Below are 15937 nucleotides of genomic sequence, written 5' to 3'. Positions count from 1 at the left end.
TCTGGACAACCTGACGCCGCCGAATAGGAGACATGAAACCAATTATTCTTCTGTTTATTACAAATCTTTTACTATTGAATATTATACTTTTATAAGTATAGGGAAGGTGTTGAACGGAATTGGGCCAGATCGAGGATTATGGCTTAGCCCGAAGCAAATGGGATCAATTTGCGGCGATGAGAAAGGACCCTCTTCTAAAAGGGATGCTTATTCCAACCAAGAAGTATACCTTTAAAGGCTTTAAAAAAGGATTAAAGAGATTTCCTATAATTTTTCTAAAACCAGAAATAGGTGGAAAAGGTAACGGGATTATCAAAGTCGCAAGATTATCATCTGGCTATCTAATCCAGGGTGGAACTACTCGCAGATTTGTCAAAAAGAGAAAAAAAGCCGCCTTATATATACATCAGGAATTGAACAACAAGCCTTATATTTGGCAAAAAGGAATTGAGCTTTTAACGGTGAATGGTCGTCCTGTCGATTTTCGAGTCTTATTGCTAAAGCCCGACAACCAATGGAAAACGGTGGGAATCATGGGTAAATGGGCAAAAAGGAATAAAATAGTAACCAATTACTCCCAGGGGGGCCAAGCTATTTCTGTTCAAGATGCCCTGATAGGCTTGCCTTCTTCCCATAAAAGCGTTGCTCAGATTGAAAGAGAAATGAGCAAATGGGGAATCCATCTCGCTAAGAAATATTTTAATTATTCAAGAATGTTTGGTCTTGATCTTGCTCTCGACAAGAAAGGGAAACTATGGATTCTAGAAGGAAATACCAAGCCAGGATATAAACTGTTTCGTTATCACAAAGACAAACAGTTATACCCCCTTATTCAAAGACACGTCAAACAGATCCTGAAAAATCGCAAATGGTTAAGGAGGAAAAGGTAAGTGCCTGAGAAAAGCTATAAAAGTAATTCCATAGATGGAAAACTCCGCGTCTATCGCTATTTATCCGCTTATCCCCATATTAATACCCATCAACCCTACACCGTACAGATGGACAAAACGAAATTAAAAAAGTGTATAAAAAAATATGGTCTTATATATGTCAAACCTAATATCGGTTCACACGGAGAAGGAATATTTCAGATCAAGAAAAAGGATAAGAAGAACTTATTGCTCCGAACAACTAAGCAGAAGAAAACATTTAAGAACGTCTCTTCTTTGTATAAATACTTAAAAGCTCATTCCAAACGCTTAATGGCTATCCAGCAGGGAATCTCATTGGAACTGGCAAACGGAAAACCGTATGACATCCGGTCCATGGTTCAAAGAAAACCGGGTGCTCCTTGGACGTCAACGGGTATCTTTACAAAAGTTGGGGCAAAAGGAAAAATCGTCACGAACTACTCGCAAGGTGGACAAATTGTTTTACTAGATCATGTCTTTAAATCCATAGGATTACCTCCGAAAAAGCGAAAGCAAAGATTCAAGAAACTTAAAGCCGTTTCCTTAGCTGTAGCTCAAGCCCTTTCCGCTGCTCAGTCGGGAATGTATGAAATGGGCATTGACTTTGCTTTCGACAAGAAAGGAAGGTTGTGGATCCTCGAAGTCAACACCAGACACCCTCAATTCCACCCGCTCAAAGAACTCCATCCTAAGATGTATCAGCGTATGATGGCTTTTGCCAAGAGCTACGGAAGAACGACTGCAAAGTGATGAAAAAAGGGACCTCGAGCGTAGAGGTCCCCCTATTAAACGATTTCCAATATCCCCACCGTACCCTCAGGAAGGATGGATTTTACTTTCTTCTTTACCTCTTCTTCATTCAACTCTTTCCCCATAATGGTCACAATGCCTCGATCCTCACGCGAACGAATCAATCGTCCAATCCCTTGCCTCAATCGAAGGAGCATGTATGGCATGTCGACCTCTGCAAAAGGGTCCGTTGCATCTTTTCGTTTTGCTGTGAACAAAGGATCGTTCGGAGGGAAAGGCAAAGACCAAATCATCACATGGGAAAGTGAATGGCCAGGGATATCTAAACCCTCCCATAAGCTAGTCGCACAGAGAATGCTTTGCTCATCGTTCTGGAAGATGGAGATTAGATGGCTAATTTCCGCTGATCCTTCAAAAAGAAAGGGTAGAGACGCCGCCTCTGGATAGGATGCAAGCTTTTGCTGGAACCCCGTTAACTCCTCTCGGGACGAGAACAGGATCAATGATCCCCCTTCATTCTGATGCAAAAATTGCAATGTTTCCTTGACCTTGTCCATTGAGGAGTCATCCGGAATGAGGTTGACCTTCATCTGCTGACTGTAATCATATGGAGACGGGACTGAAAAAGAAAGGTAGTGATTGATTCCAAGACTTTGTGCTAGATGATCAAAGCTTCCATCAATGGATAACGTTGCAGAAGAAAATACGATCGGCATTTTCTGAGAAAACAAACGTTCTTTTAGTACTTCTTTTACTCTTTTTGGCATGATCACTAGAGTAATCCCGTCCATATCTTCTGTTACCCAGGATATGAGCTGGCTGGGTTGTCTGAATAAAGACAAGGCTAATTGCATCATGTCTAAATGTTCTTCTACAATCTTGAGTTGATAGGGATCAAGCGTAAACAATCCGCCTTCTAATACGAGTTCTTCTTCAATCATCGTCAACATATCGATGAATCGATTCACTTCACGCTTAAGTTCTGGCCCCCACTCGATTTCTTTGCGATTAGAGCCTTCAACGTGATGACTGCTCTGGGAAAGAAGACGAAACAGTCTTTCGCTCTGCTCTATGGCCTCTTCGATCCCAACCGCTAATGATTCTCTAATCTCCCCATTCAGCAGTCTAGTCACGATCGCCTCAAACGGGTTATGCTTTAATTGATAAGTTAAGGCATTCTGCGCCGCGGTCTCTGCTAGATGACCCTCATCAAAAACAACTGAACTGTGTGCAGGCAACAAGGGAAGTTGTCCCGCACGTTGCCTCGCTTCGTAGGTCCAAAGGTGCTCCATATAGAAATCATGAGAACAAATAATGAGGTCCGCTGATTTTCGATAATGTTCTCGAGAAAGGGTCAGACCACAGCGATGCCGCTGCGGGCATGCCAAGCAGTCCTGAAAAACGTCCCATCCCAGTTTCTCCCATTGTCGGTCAGTAAGGTGCGGATAATCTTTGCGATCTCCATAAGGATGAAAGGCTTGGAGTGTATTGGGCGTTCGGACAAACTCCGGCAATCCATGATAGATCTCGCTGAATAAAGCAGCGTCCGCTGTCTTTGATCGACCTTCATCTAACTTATTTAAACAAATATACTGGTCGTGTGATTTGCCTAAGCGAGCATCAATTACCAAGTCCAAATGACGTGCGAGTTTCGCAATATCTCCCTCTGGCTTGACTAACTGCTCAATTAAGGACTCATCTGCGCAAGCGATGACAGCGGGTTGTCTTCTATATCTTGCATAGAGAACGGCGTACAACAAATAGACGAGCGTTTTCCCCGTTCCGACGCCTCCTTCCGCAAATATCGTCTCGTTTCCGCTATAAGCCCTTTCAAGTTGAAAAGCCATATAGATCTGTTCATCTCTTACTTCAAATCCAGCTTCCGGCAAAAGATCATAAAATACATCCGCTATCCAGTCGCTCGCTTGCTGGTTAAACGGTAGTGTTGGGTCATGTTCAAATGGATAAGTTCCCACCTTTGATCCTCCAAGTTCTATGTAAACTCAAAACTTTATTATAACATACGTGTATATGGGTAGAATTCCCTTTGTGATTTGATTTTAAATCCTCTATCTCTAGGGAACAATAGCGGTAGTCGTACGAAGGAGGAACCCTATGAATGACCAATTGAGAATCATGATAGATGAAATCAAACAAAGTAAACAGCAAACCTGTAATCCTAAAACGGGTGAAATGATGGAGCTCAATACCGTCCCCAAGAAAGCAAAACGAAAAGGTACCGAATGAGTTGCAGAGTAAGGTCTCATCAAACCATCGCGGGGCCCTATATATAGGAAGCAGCCTTAAGCATCGTTAAGCACTCGAGACAGCTTCTACCATTAGGTTTCCCCCTCGAACAAGTCTAGCTCTTGCATTAATCGCTCTACCGAAATCGTCTTCTCGCCGCCTCCTTGAGCAAAAGTGTCATTTCCCCCACCTTTTCCATTAATAAGAGGAAGCACTCCTTTAACAAGCTGATTCATATTGGTTTGTAAATCACGACCTCGGGCACAGATCAACTGCAGCCTATTTTCATCTTCGTTGATAAACACGACCAAGACCTTATCACTCTTCATCGTAATGGTTTTCGCTAATTGTTGCAGTTCAAAAATGGGACGACCTATGAACGAGGCTTTAACCACTTGATGATGAGGATGAATCTCTGCTTGGTCTAAGAATTCATCCGCTTCATAACCCATTAGCTCTGCCTTTAAATCGTTCAGCATTTTTTCAAGATCCTTTGTCTGTTGTAAAACCCGAAGGGCCGCTTCCTTCAATTGTTCTTGGGGTGCGTTTAAGACACTTGTTAGACTCTGAATGACTTGATGTTTTTCATGAAGGTGTTTGAGTACTCGGTCTCCACACACGAAGTGAATTCGAATATTTTTCTTTTGCTTCTCCCAATGCAGGATCTTCAAGGAGCCGACCTTCCCCGTAGAGTCAGGATGCGTCCCACCACAGCCGTTATAATCAAAATTGGGAATGATGACGAGGCGAATATTTTCTGAAACGGATAGATCTTTCCTTAGAGAATACTGAGAAAGCTCTTCTTTTGTTACCCATTTCGCTTCAATGGGGCGGTTCTCCAAAATGATTCGGTTAGCCAAGGCTTCAACTTCCTTCGCTTCATCATGACGAAGGTCGGCTATCGGAAGATCAATGGTACATGTTTCTTTACCTAAATGAAAACTTACCGTTGAATAACCGTATTCTTGTTCGAATGCAGCGGACAAAATATGCTGTCCAGCATGCTGTTGCATATGATCAAAACGGCGATCCCAGTGAATCACTCCCGTAAGCTCGTTATGTACTTCAAGGGGCCTTTCTATAAAATGTCGAATCTCCCCCTCCACTTCCTCCACATCATAAACAGCAACATCATGAAGGTGCCCGGTATCATAAGGTTGTCCGCCGCCAGTCGGGTAAAAAGCTGTCTGTTCCAATACAACGTAGCAGCGTCCCTTTTCATCCTGATCCTGTCTTATGAGTTGGCTTGTGAAAGAACGTATATATGGATCTTCATAATATAACTTTTCCGTCGGCATACATCTACCACCTTTCTTGCTTTCATCATACTGCAATAGAAGCACGAAAAAAAGCCCGCTCACTTGAGCGGACCTGCATCTCTTCATCCTATTTAATAATCATCACTGGGACTTCAGATCGCTGAACAACCTCGTATAATTAAGCTATATCGCGCTTAGCGGATGCATTCGCACTATTTCCACTCCACTTTTCAACAAGCATAGCAATCGCACCATCACCTGTGACATTGCATGCCGTGCCAAAGCTGTCTTGGGCCATATAAAGAGCGATCATCAAGCCAATTGCCGCTTCATCAAAGCCGAGCATACTTCCAAGCAAGCCAATGGATGCCATGACCGCGCCACCTGGGACCCCGGGAGCTGCAACCATCATGATGCCGAGCATCGCAATGAATGGAAGCACTTGAAAGTATCCCGGTATGGCAAGGCCGTTAGATAGAAACATCACCGCCATCGAACATGTTAACAGCGTGATCGTACTACCGGACAAGTGAATCGTCGCTGATAGAGGAACAACGAAATTCGCCACTTCACCTTTAACCCCAAGCTTCTTCACTGAACTCAGCGTCACAGGAATCGTTGCCGCACTCGACATCGTACCAATGGCCGTCATATAGGCAGGAAGCATATTTCTTAATGCGCGAAGAGGTGATCTTCCGGATACCCCTGCAGAAACTCCGTATAATACGATTAGCCAAATCCAGTGCAAAGCGACTGCCAATAAAAGAACGATACCAAACACTTTTACCGTTTCAAACACTTGCCCTTCACTCGCCATCCCCGCAAAGATCGCAGCAATATAAAAAGGTAATATTGGAATAATAACTTTAACAATCACTAAATCGATAATCGCTTTCCCGCCCTGGAAAAATTGGTATAGCGAGTCGTTCTTAATCTTGCTTAACCCAATCCCAAACAAAAACGCCGTCACCAATGCTGTCATGACTCCCATCATCGGATCAATCTTCAACTCAAAAAACGGCTTTAGGGCTTCTCCCCCTCCAGCCACGTTGCCTGCACCGGCAGCAAGTAACGGAATCAGATTGCTGGCGGCAAAATAAGCCAACGTGCCAGCACAAATCGTGGAAAGGTACGCCACGGCAACCGTCATTCCGACTGTTTTCCCAGATTGATTTCCGAGTTGTGCTACACCACTAGTAATAAAGAACACGATGATTAAAGGAACCGTAAATCCGATAAATTGACCAATAATCCCTTTTACCGTAATGAATAAACGAACTCCCTCATCTGGCAAATAGAGTCCTGCCAACATACCTATGATAATCCCTGCCAACAACTTAGGAATAAGACCTACTTTCATGGCCAAGCCCCTTTCTTGTTTTTTTCTATTGTAACGCGTTATAAGGCTTATTTTTCGTTTTCTCGAATTTTAAATATGTTAGAAAAAGTATTTTATTTCACATATTAATTTTTGTCCATAATTGAGAGACGATAAGATCTTTAGCATTATTATGTTTTTTCGTCAAACAAACAAGAACAGTCCACAACACAGAGACACTTACTATTCAAAAATAATTTTATTCAAAATAATTTTCTTATCTTGAAAAACATGCTAACATAAAAAAAATCTCCACCAATGTGGAGATTTTATAAAGATAGGGTACTTAGTTAGTTTTGTAGGTCGGTGACACTAGTTTTCTCGAAGCTTTTCTTAGCTTCACTTTTCATCATTTCCGATTCTTTACATATCCCTAAAGGCACCATTTTATCATTCACTTTTCGATACGAGTCAGAGACGATGAGAGAAATACTTTTTTTGTGAATAACACGACATTTCACGCAGTAAAAAATAAGGATCACACCCTATCAAAAAGATCTATAATTATCAAACGAAACGTTACTATGGGTCTTATCTATCTTAACGAAATCTAGAGTGAGGAGGTGTGAGAAAAATCATAGCGTGGTCATCTACTTTAGAGGATAATCTTATTTTTGGGGAAGGTGCCACTTTTTCACAAAAAAAAGAGCTCTTCCTAGCGAGAAGCTCTAACTTTAGTGCTATTGAATTATAATGATTCTGCTTCCTTGTACTTCGTGATGTCAGATCGAATGGATACATATTGGTAGGGCTTACCCTCTTCGTTTAAGAAAGGAACAATTGTCGTGAACACCCAATAATACGTGCCGTCTTTGGCTCTATTTTTAATCTCACCTTTCCAAATAGAACCCTGCTGGATCGTGTTCCACATGTCTTCAAAAAACTCTTTAGGATGATAACCCGAATTAATAAGTTTATGGGTTTTACCAATGAGTTCTTCTCGACTATACTGGGATATTTCACAGAATTTGTGATTTACATTCGTGATCACACCGTTTTCATCTGTAATAGCTACGATAGAGGATTCGTCTAAGGCAAATTTAATATCCGCTAATTCCTTAAGTGCGCTCTTCAACTCTTCTTCAGCCTGTTTCCGGGACGTAATGTCCGTCCGAATGGATACGTATTGGTGAATGTTTTCATCTTCATCAAAGAATGGAACAATCGTCGTCTTCACCCAGTAATAGGTCCCGTCCTTAGCCTTATTCTTAATTTCTCCTTCCCACACTTCACCTTCCGATATCGTTTCCCACATATCCTGAAAGAAGCTTTTCGGATGATAGCCAGAGTTGATGATTCTATGAGTTTTCCCTATTAACTCATGCTGACGGTACTTGGAGATTTCGCAGAATTTTTCATTGACATAAGTGATGATTCCTCTATAATCCGTGATCGCAACGATGGAGGATTCATCTAAGGCCAATTTAATATCGGCTAGCTCCTTTATGACATTTTTTAATTTGTGTTCTTGGCGTTTGCGCTCCGAAATATCCCTAAACGTAATCGCGCGTGCGATCACTTCCCCATTCACATCATGGATCGCTGAGATCGACAAATTCACATCAAATAAGCTGCCGCCTTTTCTTTTTCCTACGGTTTCATACGCGGATACTTGTCCACCAAAATTGACCACTTGATGAAGGGTTTGATATTGGCTGATCAAATTCTCCGGGATCACTAACGAGGATAGATCTTCTCCTAAGACCTCTTCAGGGTTCCATCCATAGACCTTTTCAAATGCATCATTAACCCTTATAATATGACCTTCTAAATTTACTACCACAATGGCGTCTGTTGAATTTTTGAAAAAAGATTCAAGCTGTTCTTTTGTAGAGCGCAAATCTTCCTCAGTTTTCTTTTCATTGCTGATATCCTTGGCTATAGCATAGATCCCAACCACACTTTCCTCAACCATGATGGGGAAGTTAATCATATTGAACTGGACAGGAAATCCATTTTTATCTTTAAAGGAAAATTCAAAGCTTAAACTTTCGCCTTGAGACATTTTCCTGAAGTTCTCCACCATTTTTTCTAAGTTTTCTTTAAATACAAAGCGTTTATAAGACTTTCCTATAATTTCTTCTCGCTTATATCCGATAAGGTTTAATGCGCTAGGATTAACGCTATAGAAATTACCATTAAGATCAAATAAAAAAATGGCATCTGGATTATTTTCAAAAAGAAATCGATAAAATGCTTCACTTTCATTTAACCGTAAATGATCTAAACTAATCGCAGCCAGAACAATCACTCCTTATTACCATCAATTAGACTTAGTATATACTATTTCATTGGCCACTAGGAGTAAATAACAGGAGACTTAAAAACCCACCATCTCTGGTGGGTTATCTGCTTTGCATCTTTAGTTTTTCTTCGGCAAATCTAACGTTGGCGTCTGATCGAAGAAGTTCCACGGCTTAATCATCGCGCGAACCCATTCGGTCGGCATCATCGGCCATTCTTCCGCGCGAGCGACATGAGTGGCTCCGGTTGTCATCCACAAAACGATGTCGGTATTTTCGATCGAGCTGTTATCGTCTGTAAATAGCTTCAAACCAGTATCTTCTTTACTTCGGTTCGGATACTTGCCTTCCGGATAACGCTCATCCGGGTGGTAGTTGGTGACCCAAATCTGTTTGTCCATGAAGTGGACCCGTTTAGACAACCACTCATCTTCCGAGAATAGGGCTCCTTTAGCAATAGGGTGTGTGCCACCAGCAAAAGGTATCACCTGATAAGATACAGGATTTCCAACTTTATTCTCCTTATTGGGATTGCTGATTAAACGAATGGTTGATGGATCAAACTTTTGAATTGCTTCTTGTTCAGATTTGACTGTTTTTTGCTCGGTGATCATAACGCTTTTGCGCGGACCACCATCCGGGTTAGGTGCGACCTTAGGGTTGATTTCCAATAAGGAATTGTTCCCTCCGTCCACATCGAGATCCAGTCGGAAATTATAAATGTGCTGGTGAGTCGTCCCAACGATATTATGGTCAATCAAGGTTCCATAACGCGTATCTTTCTCTGCGGTTTCATCATGCATCGTCTTGGTTACGACCCCTTTGACCGCTTCGATACCGGACGCCCCGATATCAATCTTCATCGTTCCGTTTTGCAGGAGAACCCAATCAAAGATATAATCATAGTTTCCAATCGTACTCACCCAGCGAATAACGAGTTCACGTCTTTCTCGGCTCTCATTGCCTTCCGTGAAGGTAATAAGATCATCGTGTCGGTATTCAGGTCCTGCGTAACGTTCAAATACTGCGATGGCATTTGGAATGGTATACGGATTACCTTCATTGTCCGCAATCGTCGCATCCAATAGCATCGCATTTTCAGGAACATCTGTTCCTTTGACTAGAGACGACGTTAACGCGCCCATTCCATAGTCACCAGAATCCAAATACGCTTTGAAATACCAGCCGACATCGGGATCACCATAAGGTACGATCATCCCTCCAAGCGAACCCTCGTACATGATCTTTCGTTTCTTCCCCTGGTCGTTATAGGTCACCGTAGACAGAATCGGACCGACACGCGTATCTAAACGAAGGTGGAGATCCCAATTGTTCCAGTTGATGGCATTGCCGTTTATCCGATAATTTTTGCCTTCCGGCTCTGTGATATGAAGAGGCTTCACCCCTACCTTCTTTTCGAACTGTCTTCCGTTATAGGGGTTGTTTTGCATCGGGATCGGAATGATCCCCTCATCCTCAACTTTAATCACTTTCTTTTGTTCAAGATCTACAATCGCGACAAGATTTTCAATAGGGTGGGCCCAGAAATTCCCGTCCCCTGTATTCAAGTAAGCCACTACCTTTAACAATCTCAAGTCTTGCTCCAGCCCGTCTTCCCCTTCAAAGTAGCCCACGGTTAAAGGTGTGGCGACTACCTTCTTCACATCATCAATTCCTCGTTTTTGCAAAGCTTTGGCGTATTCCACACTGTTTTCGATCGCTTCTTGGGCGGTAAAGAAGTCATCAAGGATAATCATTCCGTGTACATCATCGATTTTCTCCCATGATACGAGCTTCCTTGTCGTCAGGTTGACTTCTCCTTCATAAACTTGCTTCCCGTCTAAAGCAATGAATTCTGCTTTCCTCTCAAAGGAACGGGACGAGCGGTTACCGTTTAGCACCCAATCCCAGACATCCTCTTTATTCGGAATCTTAACAGATATTTCTGTAAAACGTAGACCTTCCTTATAATTGCCCGATTCCTTCAATGTTTTTACTACCTCTTCGATTTCCGTAGGAGTCAAAGGATTGAATGGATGATAACCATCCTCAATCTTTACAGTCTGTTCTAGGCCAGATTGAAAGACCTCATTGATAAAATGGTGCGAGACATACGATACGCCTTTTTTCAAGGTGACGGGAGCATCTAACTGAATACTCTTCCCGTTCACAATTGCCTCCTTAGAACCAGGCTTAACGCGGACCACATAGCCATCCCTGCTAATATTGATCGTGCCCGTAAAAGCGTCCCACTGCACTTTGGCACCGAAATTCTCTAAGGTAGCCTTTAACGGAACATAGTCCGCTTCACCACCCCCATGGGCGTAAGCGACAGACGGTATGGCAGTTGAAAGCGGTGAAAAGGCCAAGGATAGAGCAAGGCCCAGGACAACCGCGGATTTCATGAATGTTTTCTTCATCATTGATTCTCCCTTCATCTAAAGCTGATACCAGTTCAATCCTTCTTTATTCAAATCCACCCATACACTCTTGGTATGCGTGTACATATCCATCGCTTGGATACCGAGTTCACGACCGAATCCGCTTTGCTTGGTTCCACCGAATGGAGCGGCACTATCGAGCATGCTAAAGGTATTGATATACACGGTTCCTGCCTTCAATCCTTTGGCCATCCGGTGAGCAAGCTTCAAATCATTGGTCCATAAACCGGAAGCCAGACCGTACAGCGTGTCATTGGCTTTTTTCAAGACATCTTCTTCATCCTTAAAGCGAATAACGGAGATCACCGGACCAAAAATTTCTTCACGGGCAATCGACATACTGTTCGAGACGTTCTCAAAGATCGTAGGCGTATAGTAATAGCCGTTCTCCGTCCCTGCAAATCGTTTCCCTCCGGTAACCAATCGGGCTCCTTCCTCTAATCCACTCTGCACATAACGTTCAATCGTATTTAGTTGCTTCTCTGAAACTTGAGGTCCCATCTGAGTTGTTGCCTCAAGTGGATTCCCGATGCGAATACCCTCAACCTTGCGTATGAAGGAATCCATGAACCGATCGTAAATTCCTTCCTGGACAAATAAGCGTGAACCTGCCGCACAAACTTGCCCTTGGTTAAAGTAAATACCAAACATGGAACCGTTTACCGCATCGTCGATTGAAGCATCATCGAATACAATATTCGGCGATTTTCCTCCTAGCTCTAACGAAACCGGTTTAATATGGCGGCTGGCAGCCTGCATGACCAATCGACCCACCCCGGTTGAACCGGTAAAGGCAATTTTATCCACATCCGGATGTGAGGCAAGTCCTTCTCCAGCAATGTCCCCTCTTCCTGGGATCACATTGATCACTCCATCAGGGATACCTACTTCTTGGAACAATTTTGCTAGTTCCAACGTACTGATCGGCGTATCCTCAGCCGGCTTAATCACAATCGTATTTCCCGCTGCCAAAGCAGGTGCCAGCTTCCACATCGCGAGCATGAGAGGAAAATTCCATGGTACAATAGCTCCTATTACTCCTAGGGGTTCTCTTAATGTGTAATTAAAACGGTTCCCTGGAGAAGAAAGTGTTTCCCCTTGAACTTTGTTGGCTAATCCCGCGTAAAATTCCAACACATCAATCATGGCAGGAATGGCTATGTATTTTGATTCATTAATCGGTTGACCGTTATCCTTCGTCTCGAGCTCTGCTAAGAGATCCACATTTTCCCATAGCTTCTGAGCTGCCCTATGTAAGAGACGTCCTCTATCGCTTGGAGCCATCTCCGCCCAAGGACCGGATTCAAATGCTCTACGCGCCGCTTTCACCGCTAAATCCACATCTTCTTGCTGCGCTTCTGCCACTATACCATTCAGTTCCCCTGTTGCAGGATTACGAGTTTCAAAGGTTTTTCCCGTAACGGAATCAACCCATTGTCCGCCTATAAATAACTGATAGGTTTTTGTCATTCGTTTAACTTCCCCCTTCTGTATTCTTCAGGTGAAATCGGTTACACTTCACTCATTGTAGAGGTAGAAGGTAAAGAAAAAAGAGAACCAAGGTAAAAATAAGGTAAAATAATTAACAAAATACAATCTATTTTAAAAACATTGATCCTACTCTAACTTCATATTAGAATTTAATAGAGTGAAAAGTCTTTTGAAAGGAGTGTTGAGCCTTGGCAGGGGAATACATACTGATTGTCGACGATGAAAAAGAAATCGGAGAGTTACTAACCATGTACCTTACTAGAGAGGGCTTTACATCCACTTTAGCTTGTACCGGGGCAGAAGCCATTGAGATGGCAAGGCACCACTCACCTGACCTCATCATTCTGGATGTATTTCTCCCAGATATTGATGGTCATGAAGTATGCAGAAGACTGAGAACGTTTACAGAATCCCCCATTTTATTTCTTAGTTGCAAGGATACCGAAATCGATAAAATCATAGGTCTTAGTATTGGAGCAGATGACTATATTAGTAAACCTTTTAGTCCGAATGAACTGATGGCCCGCGTAAAGGTAAATTTGCGTCGTTCCAGGCGAACTCTTCAGGCGGAATTGTCCAAAGAGCCTACGCAATTCGTATCTCCTTCGTTAACATTAAATAAGATAAGACATGAGGCCTATCTGCATAATCAGCCTATCACGTTGTCCGCGAAAGAATTTCAACTCCTTTCCTTCTTCATGTCTCATCCGAAGCAAGTATTTAGTGTGGATCATATTCTTGAACAGCTATGGGGCTATGACTTTCAGTCGGACACCAAGACGGTGAAGGTACATATTGGGAACTTAAGGAAAAAGATTGAAGATGATCCTAGCAACCCTAAGATCATTACCACCCTTCGAGGCGTAGGCTATCGGTTTGAAGAGCATGCAGCGTTGGTTTAATCGATTTTTCCCCTCATCCTTGTCGATTCGGATTTTGTTAACCTTATTGTTTGTAGCCCTGGTTCCGTTATTGTTTTTTGGGAGTTTAGCCACGCAATTCGTGAAGGATACGTTAAATGATACAGCGGAGCATACCGGGGAGATGATTTCGGCTAACGTTATTGCCCTTTACCAAACTAACCTGCAAACTCAAGCGAACTTGATCAACCAGGAACTTAAGAGCATTGAGCAGCGAGTAAAGACCGCAAAGGGCTTTGCCGAACAGCTCTACCGAGAGCCTCATGCGTTTCCTATGTTGAAACCGGTTGAATTCACGAGGGAGGAGCAAGGTTATTATTGGGAGGATGTGGGCACAACGAACCGATCCAATACGGGGGCTAGCGGCATCGTTCCGCTCACACCGGATTTGCTGGAGCGTCTGTCACGCAGCCAATATCTCGAGCCTTTTTTCCAACAAAGTGTAGAGAGCAACCGCAATATTGCCGCCATGTACTTTATTCTACCTGAATCCGCTTGGCGTATTTTCCCGGCGATTCACTTGAAGAAAGAAGTAGAAAACGAGTTTTTTAATCCGTCCATTCCAGTTACCTCGTATTCGTTCTATACCCAAGCACTACCAGATCATAACCCGTCGAAGACGATCGTCTGGAGCGATCCTTACCAGGATATTACACATCGAAGCTCCATGTTGACGGCTAGCTCTCCCGTTATGGGCAAACAGGAGGAATTGCTTGGAATAGTTGCTGTGGATATCACGATTGATTCAATCGTTCAAAATATTCTAGATACGAAATTTAACCATGATAGCTCTTTTGCTTTTCTCATCAATCAATCGGGTGATGTCATTGCGATCCAAGAAGAAGGCAAAGAAAGCATGTCGCAGATCTCCTTTACGCCGATGGCCGAACATGCCAATACATCGGTTCAGCTACCGGAAGGACGAGTGTTGTTAAGCGCCCACATCCCTGCGACAAACTGGTGTTTGGGCTACGTCATTCCCCAAGGAGCCATGGTGTCCCCCTTAATGGATCAAGCCCATCAAGAAATAAGAGAAAGCGGGAAAGCAATCGTTTCTCAATTATCCTTTGCGATCGGTCTCTTAATGTTGTTTTGCTTTGGGATTACGTTTGCCATGTGGAAAGGCGTCACAACCCCACTGAACCGACTGCTTACAGGAATTCATAACGTGCGAGCCGGTAACTTTAAAGGAGAAATTCCTAAAAGCGGCATCAGCGAATTTGACCAGCTATCCACCTCCTTTAATGACATGTCCAAAGCGTTAGAGCAAAGTCAGAACGAACTTCTCCTTTTAAATAATCAGCTTGAAGCTGCGATCGCAGAGCGTACTGAAGAATTAGTTCAAAGAAACCGGCAATTAAAAGAGATCGAGGAATCGAGGTCTGCTTTATTCTCGAATATTTCCCATGACCTGAAAACGCCCCTGACCATCATAACGGGGTATATCGAAGCGATAAAAGACGGATTGATTGCAGAGGATCAGCAAGAGATCTATTTAGAGAAAATTCAACACCGCATCTCTTCCGTCAATCGACTCGTACATGATTTATATGAATTGAGTCTGCTTGAAACGAAGACCAAATCACTAGATTACAGCAGAGTGAGTGTTGAGACGTTGGTTAATTCTCTAAGAAGCCGCTGGCCTTCCCTTCAGTCTAGGCTCGAACAAACTCATTCGCTCCTTGATGTCGATCTGCACCAACTCTATCGTGTCATTGACAATCTCTTTGAAAATGCCCAAAAGTATGCGAGTGATCATCCCCCCGTTTTAAAATTAGAGTCTTCCTCTCATGACCTATATATTACGGTGCAAGATCAGGGACCTGGAATCCCCGAAGAGCAACTCCCTTTTCTATTCGAACGCTCTTATCGTGCGGATAAAGCCAGGAATTCCAAGATCCCTGGAAACGGACTCGGTCTCGCTATTGTCAAAGAAATCGTACAAGCTCATCGAGGAGAGATAAACGTACGGAGTAGGCTTCATGAAGGAACGTCGTTTACCATCAGACTCCCTTTAGTCATAGAGGAGTATAAGAAAGAAGGGGTGTCCTAAAGGCACCCCCTTTACTTTTTGGTCAGAGATTAAAAGCGATTGATAGGTGCCCCGAAATCACACTCAGACTAATTTTAGTACTTCAAAACACCAGATTGATGCCCCGAAATCACTCTCAGTCCAATTTCAGTACCTCAAAACACCAGATTGATGCCCCGATACCACTCTCAGACCAATTTCAGTACCTCAAAACACCGATTGATGCCCTCAAATCTATCTTCTGAGTCAGCCTCTACTTTCTTCA

11 protein-coding genes are annotated in these 15937 nt (G+C 43.1%); 5 read left to right on the top strand and 6 right to left on the bottom strand.

What is annotated here, in order from left to right; translation table 11 throughout:
• Window positions 1-119: 119 nt before the first annotated feature.
• Together EIZ39_RS13725 and EIZ39_RS13720 are read left to right on the top strand one after the other, a co-directional pair.
• On the top strand, window positions 120-890 hold the full coding sequence (locus tag EIZ39_RS13725) for a YheC/YheD family protein (RefSeq protein ID WP_129200548.1): 771 nt from the start codon (window positions 120-122) through the stop codon (window positions 888-890).
• A complete protein-coding gene (locus tag EIZ39_RS13720) occupies window positions 891-1661 on the top strand; it encodes a YheC/YheD family protein (protein ID WP_129200547.1) in 771 nt (256 codons plus the stop codon).
• 35 nt (window positions 1662-1696) lie between these two features.
• On the opposite strand, the gene EIZ39_RS13715 is transcribed toward EIZ39_RS13720, so the two are convergent.
• Window positions 1697-3637 (bottom strand): ATP-dependent DNA helicase, encoded by a 1941-nt coding sequence (locus tag EIZ39_RS13715; protein WP_129200546.1) that lies wholly within the window; start codon window positions 3635-3637, stop codon window positions 1697-1699.
• 139 nt (window positions 3638-3776) lie between these two features.
• On the opposite strand from EIZ39_RS13715, the gene EIZ39_RS27550 reads away from it, so the two are divergent.
• Window positions 3777-3908: a hypothetical protein gene (locus tag EIZ39_RS27550; RefSeq protein ID WP_255433954.1), complete on the top strand. Its 132-nt coding sequence runs from the start codon at window positions 3777-3779 to the stop codon at window positions 3906-3908.
• Window positions 3909-4000: 92 nt separating this feature from the next.
• On the opposite strand, the gene EIZ39_RS13710 is transcribed toward EIZ39_RS27550, so the two are convergent.
• The 5 genes from EIZ39_RS13710 to EIZ39_RS13690 all read right to left on the bottom strand — a co-directional run bounded on the left by EIZ39_RS13710 (window position 4001) and on the right by EIZ39_RS13690 (window position 12699).
• Complete coding sequence (locus EIZ39_RS13710; RefSeq protein ID WP_129200545.1) at window positions 4001-5206, bottom strand: alanyl-tRNA editing protein; 1206 nt, start codon at window positions 5204-5206, stop codon at window positions 4001-4003.
• Window positions 5207-5345: 139 nt separating this feature from the next.
• Entirely contained in the window at window positions 5346-6527 is a 1182-nt protein-coding gene (locus EIZ39_RS13705) for a dicarboxylate/amino acid:cation symporter (protein WP_129200544.1), read from the bottom strand.
• Between the two features lie 706 nt (window positions 6528-7233).
• Window positions 7234-8796 (bottom strand): PAS domain S-box protein, encoded by a 1563-nt coding sequence (locus tag EIZ39_RS13700; RefSeq protein WP_129200543.1) that lies wholly within the window; start codon window positions 8794-8796, stop codon window positions 7234-7236.
• A 111-nt stretch (window positions 8797-8907) separates the two neighbouring features.
• Window positions 8908-11211, bottom strand: a complete 2304-nt coding sequence (locus EIZ39_RS13695; protein WP_129200542.1) for a copper amine oxidase — start codon at window positions 11209-11211, stop codon at window positions 8908-8910.
• 15 nt (window positions 11212-11226) lie between these two features.
• A complete protein-coding gene (locus tag EIZ39_RS13690) occupies window positions 11227-12699 on the bottom strand; it encodes an aldehyde dehydrogenase family protein (protein ID WP_129200541.1) in 1473 nt (490 codons plus the stop codon).
• Between the two features lie 209 nt (window positions 12700-12908).
• Here EIZ39_RS13690 and EIZ39_RS13685 point away from each other — a divergent pair, with 209 nt between their 5' ends.
• Window positions 12909-13622: a response regulator transcription factor gene (locus EIZ39_RS13685; protein WP_129200540.1), complete on the top strand. Its 714-nt coding sequence runs from the start codon at window positions 12909-12911 to the stop codon at window positions 13620-13622.
• Window positions 13606-15693: an ATP-binding protein gene (locus tag EIZ39_RS13680; protein ID WP_129200539.1), complete on the top strand. Its 2088-nt coding sequence runs from the start codon at window positions 13606-13608 to the stop codon at window positions 15691-15693. Before EIZ39_RS13685 ends, EIZ39_RS13680 begins: the two co-directional genes overlap by 17 nt.
• The last annotated feature ends 244 nt before the right edge of the window (window positions 15694-15937 follow it).

The sequence above is a fragment of the Ammoniphilus sp. CFH 90114 genome (assembly GCF_004123195.1).
GTDB lineage: Bacteria > Bacillota > Bacilli > Aneurinibacillales > RAOX-1 > YIM-78166.
This window is presented reverse-complemented; position numbering and strand designations above follow the sequence as displayed.

What these genes read in the sequence shown, in the direction of transcription:
- EIZ39_RS27550 (WP_255433954.1), top strand. Translation starts at nt 3,777, where the DNA reads ATGAATGACCAATTGAGAATCATGATAGATGAAATCAAACAAAGTAAA.
- EIZ39_RS13710 (WP_129200545.1), bottom strand. Translation starts at nt 5,206, where the DNA reads ATGCCGACGGAAAAGTTATATTATGAAGATCCATATATACGTTCTTTC.
- EIZ39_RS13705 (WP_129200544.1), bottom strand. Translation starts at nt 6,527, where the DNA reads ATGAAAGTAGGTCTTATTCCTAAGTTGTTGGCAGGGATTATCATAGGT.
- EIZ39_RS13695 (WP_129200542.1), bottom strand. Translation starts at nt 11,211, where the DNA reads ATGATGAAGAAAACATTCATGAAATCCGCGGTTGTCCTGGGCCTTGCT.
- EIZ39_RS13690 (WP_129200541.1), bottom strand. Translation starts at nt 12,699, where the DNA reads ATGACAAAAACCTATCAGTTATTTATAGGCGGACAATGGGTTGATTCC.
- EIZ39_RS13680 (WP_129200539.1), top strand. Translation starts at nt 13,606, where the DNA reads ATGCAGCGTTGGTTTAATCGATTTTTCCCCTCATCCTTGTCGATTCGG.